The 218-nt window shown below is 60.1% G+C and carries 1 protein-coding gene; it reads right to left on the bottom strand.

What is annotated here, in order from left to right:
- Positions 1 to 218: hypothetical protein (locus tag V9K95_RS11825; RefSeq protein WP_336440941.1), on the bottom strand; the 218-nt coding region annotated here is incomplete at both ends.

Genomic DNA, 218 nt, shown 5'->3' with positions numbered 1-218 from the left:
TGCCAAGGCTCGTCAGACCGAAGTCGGGCAGAACAAGCTTGCCATCCTTATCCAGCGTCGTGCCTTCTCCAAGTGCTTTGGCAACAGACTGCCCGACCGTCGCCGCAGCCGTGTTGATCGACCCCTGAACCGTCGCATCCGAAAGACCGGCAAGCTTCGTCGTTGCTGCATCCGCGCCAACCTTGGCTGCATCCGCCGTCGTCTTTACTGTCGCAAGA

Origin of the sequence: Phyllobacterium sp. CCNWLW183 (assembly GCF_037203775.1) — a bacterium.
In the GTDB taxonomy this organism is placed as follows: domain Bacteria; phylum Pseudomonadota; class Alphaproteobacteria; order Rhizobiales; family Rhizobiaceae; genus Phyllobacterium; species Phyllobacterium ifriqiyense.
This window is presented reverse-complemented; position numbering and strand designations above follow the sequence as displayed.